Below are 6,985 nucleotides of genomic sequence, written 5' to 3'. Positions count from 1 at the left end.
GTTGGCGATGCCACCCGAGGACGACTTGGTGCGACTGCGTTTCGGGCAGGAGGCGCGTTCCTCCCAGGAGATGTTGGTGAGGCTCGCACGGGAAATCCCTGCTCCGGGGCTGCTGTTCGTCGAGGCACCCATGGGGGAGGGGAAGACGAAGGCGGTGCTGGTGGCCGTGGAGGTGCTGGCCGCGCGGTTCGGGGCGGACGGGGTGTTCCTCGGCATGCCGACGCAGGCGACGTGCGACCCGATGTACGAGTTGGTCCGTTCCTGGGTGGGGACGTTCGCGCCGGATCTCGTCGACCACGTGGCGCTGCTGCACGGCAAGCGCATGTTCAACCCGACGTGGCGCGAGCTCTGGAATCCGAAGGAGGAGCAGGGCATTCCGGAGGAGTGGTACGGCTCCGTGGGGGAGGACGAGTTCGGGTTCGATCAGTACGGGATGGGGGGCGGGGGGAGCCCGTCGCGGGCGCCTTCGTCTGAGGCCTCCGGGCCGAGTGAGTGGTTCCTGGAGCACAAGCGTGGTCTGTTGAGCCCGCTCGTCGTGGGGACGATCGACCAGTTGTTGTTCGCGGCGACGCGCACCAAGCACGTGATGCTGCGGTTCGCCGGACTGGCGGGCAAGGTCGTCGTCCTAGACGAGGTGCACGCGGCGGACGTGTACATGCGGCAGTTCCTCGCCGAGGGGCTGCGGTGGCTGGGGCAGGCCGGGGTGCCCGTGGTGTTGTTGTCGGCGACGCTGCCGCCGGAGCAGCGGAGGATGCTTTCCCGCGCGTACCTGGAGGGCGCACTGGGGCGCACGGGGATCGACCTGTCCGGGCTGGCGGAACCGGAGGGCTATCCGTCGGCTATGGCGGTCTTCGCGCAGGACGACGCTCCGAGGTCGCTGCCCCTGAGCGCGGAGTCCTGGCGCGCGTCGCAGCCGGTGCGGGTGGAGTGGCTGCCGGACGTGTCCCCTGACGGGGGCGCCGTGGCCGAGGCCGTGCGGGAGCAGGTCGCCGACGGCGGGGTGGCCCTGGTGGTGCTCAACACGGTGGAGCGGGCCCAACAGGTGTACCGGAGACTGGCGAGCGCGTATCCCGGCGAAGTGGTCCTGCTGCACGGGCGGTTGTGCGCTCAACATCGTGCCGATCGGACCGAGCGTTGCCTCCGAGACCTCGGCCCCGATGCCGGTTCGGGCCGGCCCCGCCGAAGGGTCGTGGTGGCCACTCAGCTCGCCGAGCAGTCCTTCGACATCGACGCCGATGTCCTGGTGACCGACTTGGCGCCGATCGACCTGCTGTTGCAGCGCATCGGACGACTCCACCGCCATGAAGGCACCCGTCGCCCCGCGCATCTGGCGTCGGCGCAGGTGTTGGTGACCGGGGTCGGGGCGCCGGCGAAGGGCCGGGTCCCAGAGTTGCCGGCTGCCTCGCGGGCGATCTACGGCCGGTACCGGCTGCTGCGCACGGCGGCGCTGATCGCTCGGGGCGCGGGTCTGCCGGGTGAGCAAGCGACGAGGAGCGAGGACAAGGGGCTGGAGTGGTCCGTGCCGGCCCAGGTGCCCGAGTTGGTGGCCGAGGTGTACGGCGAGCAGGCCGTGTGCCCGCCCGAATGGGAGGGCGTGGAAGAGGCCGCGCGTCAGGAGTGGGCGAAGAAGGAGGCGGAGCGCGCCGGCGATGCGGGGCGATTCCTCCTGTGCCGTCAGGGGGAGTGGGCGAAGCCGACGCTCGAAGGGCTCCACATCGGCGGGTTGGGGCACGCGACCGATCAGGAGTTGCGAGACGCGGTCGTGAGGGACGGGGAGATGGCGGCCGAGGTGGTGATCGTCCGGCGGGGTGAGGACGGTTACCGCTCGCTGGTGGGCGGCACGTGGCTTGGCGTGCACGGGGAGGCGTCGGAGCGCGACGAAGTGCGTGACGCGGCGCTGGGTGGGATGACGCGGCTGCCGGCGAAGGAAGGGCTGACGGCGGCCGTGGAGCGGGAGCTGCGGCCGTTGGACGGCTGGCGCGAGATTCAGGGACTGCGGTACGCGAAAGCGCTGGTGCTCGAGGAGACGGGGTTCGCGGAGCTGGCCGGGTTTCGGTTGGGCTATGACGAGTCGCTCGGGCTGACGGTGGAGGAGACGGCGCGGCCCTGACGCGGTTCGCTCGCCGGGGTGGTGATCGCCGCCCCGGCCCTTGTCAGTGCCGTGTGCCAGGCTCACCGAGAGTCGTGTGGTCGGCCGGACACCGACCGTCACTCGAATGGGTGAATCCTTCAACTGGAGCTCGCGGCGGGGGAGTTGACGAGCCTATGATCGCGCATAAGCGGCATAAGCCTCATAGGGGAGGGTTTATGGTCAATCTGGTTGATGACGACTGGCTGCCGGCGCGGTGGCGCACGGGGGAGGTGAGTCGGGTATCCGCGCGCACGGCTCTGGAGCGGGCGGCGGAGCTGAGCGGCCTGGCGGTCGAGCCGCCCACGATGGTGCCGGCCGTGCTGCGGCAGCTGCTCCTCCCCCTGGTGCTGGCCGCCCTCGGCGCCCCCACCTCGCGGAAGGAGTGGTGGGAGCGGTTCGCGGCCGGGAAGTTCTCCAAGGAGCAGATGGCGGAGCTCGGGGCGTACCTTGACGAGTACGGGCGCCGGTTCGCGCTCTTCGACGCGGCGAGCCCGTTCGCTCAGGTGGCGGGCCTTGAGGCGCTCAGCGGCGAGACCAAGCCGGTTTCGCTGCTGGTCCCATCCGTGGCGACGGGGAACAACGTCCCGCTGTTCACCCCCTTCACCGAGGCGCGCGAACATGACATGCCTCCTGAGGAGGCGGCGCTGTGGCTTCTGCACGCGCACTGCTGGGATACCGCCGCCATCAAGACGGGCGCCAAGGGCGACAGTCAGGCGAAGGGCGGTAAGACCACGGGAAGCCCGACCGGGCCGCTGGGACAGCTGGGCGTGACGATCCCCGAGGGCCGCACCCTCTACGAGACCCTGCTGCTCAACACCCCCGTCATCTGGGACGCGCGGAGCGCCCGGTTCGAGCAGGACCGCCCGCGGTGGGAAGCGGACCAGCCGCAGGGCGCGTCGTGGGAGAAGCGTCCGCCCCGAGGGCCGATGGACGTGCTGACCTGGCAGTCCCGCCGGATCCGGCTCATCCCCGAGGAGACCGACCGGGGTGTCCGCGTGCGGCGGGTCGTGGTGTGCGCGGGGGACAGGATGACGTCCTTGCCCGAGACCGCATGGGAGCCGCACACCATCTGGAGCCACACGTCCAAGCCGAAGAAGGGACAGCCGCCGACGAGACCGAGGCGGCACCGTCCCGGGGAGTTCGCCTGGCAGGGGCTCGCCGCCCTGCTCTCCCTGGCGCGCGATGACGACACGGACGGTCCGCGTACGAGTGAGCTGCTGCGACAGATCGGGGAGTTGCAGGCGGAAGGGCTGCTTCCCGAGGACTATCTGGTGCGGGTCCACACCTGCGGTCTGGTGTACGGGACCCAGTCGGCCGTCGTCGACGACGCCCTGGCCGACACGTTGCCCCTGCCGGCGGCCTCCCTGGTCGCCGACTCGCGGGTGCGGGAAGCGGTCCTGGAGGCCGCGTCGCAGGCCGACCAGGTGGCCCAGGCGCTCAACCTGTTGTCCGCCGATCTGCGCCGCGCCGAGGGAAGCGATCCGCTGCCCTGGGGCAAGGGGCAGCGCCCGGGGCTGACCTTCCTCCACCTGGCCGACATCCCCGTACGCCGCCTGCTGAGCGGACTGCGACAGGTCGCGGCCGACGAGGAGCGGATCGAGGAGGGGATGACCGCCTGGGAGGTGATCGTGACGCGACACGCCTGGGGCGTGGCCGACGACCTGCTGGCTGCTGTGTCCCCGTCCGCCTTCTCCGGCCGGTCACAGGGCGGCAAGGCCTACCGGGCCGCCACCGCGCGGGACGCCTTCCGCCTCGCGCTCGCGCGGATCCTGCCTCGCGCCGCCGAAGCCGGCGCGTCAGGGCCGGACGCGAAGGAGCTTCCCCTATCGGAGGCAGACGACGAAGGAGACGACGACCAATGAGCGTCAGGACACCGACGCACCGAGGCGAGTGGTACTGGGAGACTTTCAACCCCAACGAGCGGCGCAACGGCCGTGACCTGGCCGCACTGCGCAGAGGAATCGGTCGACCGGCCGGCGACGTGCCGGAGATGTGGCGGTACTACCGATCCATCGTCCCCGAGTACGAGCCTTCCTCGCACCGCCTGCGTGCCGAACACGCCGCACTCGCGCTGTTCGCCGTGCACCAGCAGTCCCAGCGGGCACGCATGCACACCGCCGGCGTCGGCCTGGGCACGGCAGTCAGGAAGCTGAACCAGACCGGCGCATACAGCTCCGAGGCGATCGACCGTCGGATGCACGAGACGGCCACCGCGACGAGCGCCGACGAACTCGTCTCGCACCTCCGAGGGTTGATCACCCAGCTGCGGTCCGTTGCGCAGCCGTTGGACTACACCCGGCTCCGTCAGGACATCGAGGGATGGCACAGCGCCTACCAACGTGCCCGCATCCGCTCCCGATGGGGCAGCGAGTACTTCCGCTGGAGTTCCTCCGACGGGACCGGTGCCGGCGCCGCCCAGGAGGCCGGCGCATCCGACACCGCGCCGTGAACGAAACGGCCGCCGCCGCACCGATGCCCACGCCACAGCACTCACTGTCACGCCAAGAGAACGAGGAACGAGCCCCGAGATGACCAGCCCGCTCTACATCGACTACCACATCCTTCAGAACGTCCCGCCGTCCAACCTCAACCGGGACGACGCGGGGAGCCCGAAGCACGCCCAGTTCGGAGGGGCTCGGCGGGCACGTGTTTCGTCGCAGGCGTGGAAGCGCGCGACACGCGTCGCCTACGCCGAAAGCGTCTCGAAAGCGGATCGCGCCACCCGCACCAAGAAGATCGCCGCGCTGCTGGCCGAGCGTCTCCAGGAACGCGAGGGGATCGGCCCGGAGGAAGCGGCCCGCCTGGCCACCGCCCTTCTCGCCCCCCTGGGCATCACCATGTCGCAGAAGAAAAGCGAGGAGACCTCCTATCTGCTGTTCTTCGGGCGCCGCCAACTGGACGCCATCGCCGGTCTCGTGCACGGGCGCGTCCCCGAACTGCTCGGCCTGGAGGACAAGGAGCTCGCCACCAGGCTCGGCAAGCTCGACATCGACGCCGAGTTGATGCGCTCCCATCCGGCGGAAGTCGCCCTCTTCGGACGCATGGTCGCCAACCGGCCCGAGATCAACGTCGACGCCTCCGTCCAGGTGGCGCACGCCCTGTCCACGCACCCCGTCGAGTCCGAGTTCGACTACTACACCGCCGTCGACGACGAGAACGACAAGGGACAGACCGGCGCCGGCATGATCGGCACCATCGAGTTCAACTCCGCCACCCTCTACCGGTACGCCACCCTCGGGCTCCACCAGCTTTACGCCAACCTCGGAGGCACCGAGGCGAACGCCGGCGACGCCGCCGAGGCCGCGAAGCGCTTCACCGAGACCTTCGCCACCTCCATGCCCACCGGCCACCAGAACTCCTTCGCCCACCGCACCCTGCCGTACCTGGTCGTCGCCACGCTCCGCGCCGACCAGCCGGTCAACCTGATCTCCGCCTTCGAGAAGCCCGTTCGCGGCACCAACGGGCTCGCCGACGCCTCGGCGGCCAGGCTGGCCGCCGAAGCCCTGGCCGTCCGGGACACCTGGGGCAGCGTGCCGCTGGCCGTCTTCGCCAGCTACTCGGAGCAGGGGGAGGACACCGGCAAGAAGTTGAGCGAGGCGTTCGGCGCGAGCCTGCCGTTCCCCCAGCTCGCCGAGAAGGTGGAGGAGTCGGCGCTCACCTGGCTGGAGAAGGGCACGCTGGCGTGACCCGGGCAGAGCCGGTTCTCCTGCTGCAACTGGCCGGGCCCCTGCAATCCTGGGGCGTCCGGTCCCAGTTCAACCGTCGTGACACCGCTTCGGAGCCGACCAAGTCCGGCATCGTAGGGCTCCTCGCCGCGGCGCTCGGCCGAGAGCGCGACGAACCGATCGACGACCTCACCGCGCTACGCCTGGCCGTCCGCGCCGATCAACCGGGGACCCTGCTGCGCGACTACCACACCGCCGCCGACTACCGTGAGAAGCCGCTGCCCTCGGCCCAGGTGACGAAGAAGGGCGATCAGAAGCCCACCTCGCCGGCCAAGTGGACTCAGGTCACCCAGCGTTTCTATCTGCAGGACGCTGTGTTCCTCGCCGCGCTCCAAGGCCCGGGCGAGCTGCTTGGCCGCCTGGACCATGCGGTGCGAGCCCCCCGCTTCCCACTCGCGCTCGGGCGCCGCTCCTGCCCACCCGGCCGGCCCGTCGCGCTCGGTCTGGAAACGCGGGAGGAGGAACTGGAGGATGTCCTGCGGCGGGTTCCCTGGCTGGCCGGCCGCCCTGCCGTCAGCGCCTACGAGAGAAGCGCCGCCCAGCCCGAGCGGATCCACCTCTCCGCCACCATCGAGGACCTCCGAGGAGACGAGGAATCCCCGGACGTCCCCGTGACCTTCGACCCCCCTCATCGGCGGATGACGACCCGACAGGTTCGAAGGCTCTCCATCACCGTCCCCACCGGCCTCGATCCCCGCCCCGAGTCCGATCCCCACCGGGGACGACCACCACACGACCCGTTCGCCCTCCTCGGCTGGTGACCCATGCCCTACCTCTCCAAGATCCGAATCAACCCGCGTCGCCCCCAGGCCCTGCGGCTCCTGGGGAACCCCCACTTCCTCCACGGCGCCGTCCTCGCCGGCTTCCCCGGCGAGGTCGCTGAACGCGTGCTCTGGCGGGTGGACGCCGACAACCCACGCCGCCTCCACCTCCTCGTGCTCACGCAGCACACCCGCCCCGACTGGACCCACCTCGTCGAACAGGCCGGATGGCCCGGAGCTGACGGAGACCACTTCCTCATCCGCGACTACGCCCCCCTCCTGGACCGCCTCGCCACCGGACAGGAGTACGCCTTCCGCCTCCACGCCAGCCCAGTCCAGAACACCCACACCCCCGAGAAGCCCACCCC

At 70.6% G+C, this 6,985-nt stretch carries 6 protein-coding genes; all 6 read left to right on the top strand.

Annotated features, from left to right (window positions below; genetic code table 11):
* Positions 1 to 2,110, top strand: a 2,110-nt coding sequence (cas3, locus tag E1265_RS31110; RefSeq protein WP_132934319.1) for a CRISPR-associated helicase Cas3', incomplete at its 5' end; no start/stop codon positions are given.
* A 197-nt stretch (positions 2,111 to 2,307) separates the two neighbouring features.
* Positions 2,308 to 3,993: a type I-E CRISPR-associated protein Cse1/CasA gene (casA, locus tag E1265_RS31105; protein ID WP_132934318.1), complete on the top strand. Its 1,686-nt coding sequence runs from the start codon at positions 2,308 to 2,310 to the stop codon at positions 3,991 to 3,993.
* Positions 3,990 to 4,580, top strand: a complete 591-nt coding sequence (gene casB / locus E1265_RS31100; protein WP_132934317.1) for a type I-E CRISPR-associated protein Cse2/CasB — start codon at positions 3,990 to 3,992, stop codon at positions 4,578 to 4,580. The genes casA and casB overlap by 4 nt, the downstream gene beginning before the upstream one ends.
* Positions 4,581 to 4,659: 79 nt before the next feature.
* Positions 4,660 to 5,817 (top strand): type I-E CRISPR-associated protein Cas7/Cse4/CasC, encoded by a 1,158-nt coding sequence (gene cas7e / locus E1265_RS31095; RefSeq protein WP_132934316.1) that lies wholly within the window; start codon positions 4,660 to 4,662, stop codon positions 5,815 to 5,817.
* The gene (gene cas5e / locus E1265_RS31090; protein ID WP_132934315.1) at positions 5,814 to 6,617 is read left to right on the top strand and encodes a type I-E CRISPR-associated protein Cas5/CasD; all 804 of its coding nucleotides are present in this window, start codon (positions 5,814 to 5,816) and stop codon (positions 6,615 to 6,617) included. Before cas7e ends, cas5e begins: the two co-directional genes overlap by 4 nt.
* 3 nt (positions 6,618 to 6,620) lie before the next feature.
* On the top strand, positions 6,621 to 6,985 hold a 365-nt coding region (locus E1265_RS31085), incomplete at its 3' end, for a type I-E CRISPR-associated protein Cas6/Cse3/CasE (RefSeq protein ID WP_132934314.1).

The sequence above is a fragment of the Streptomyces sp. 8K308 genome (assembly GCF_004348315.1).
In the GTDB taxonomy this organism is placed as follows: Bacteria; Actinomycetota; Actinomycetes; order Streptomycetales; family Streptomycetaceae; genus Streptomyces.
Note: the sequence above shows the minus strand (reverse complement) of the source record. Positions and strands in the feature narration are given on the sequence as shown.

Excerpts from the sequence above, each read along its gene's own strand:
- cas7e (WP_132934316.1), top strand. The coding sequence starts at position 4,660 with ATGACCAGCCCGCTCTACATCGACTACCACATCCTTCAGAACGTCCCG.
- casB (WP_132934317.1), top strand. The coding sequence starts at position 3,990 with ATGAGCGTCAGGACACCGACGCACCGAGGCGAGTGGTACTGGGAGACT.
- casA (WP_132934318.1), top strand. The coding sequence starts at position 2,308 with ATGGTCAATCTGGTTGATGACGACTGGCTGCCGGCGCGGTGGCGCACG.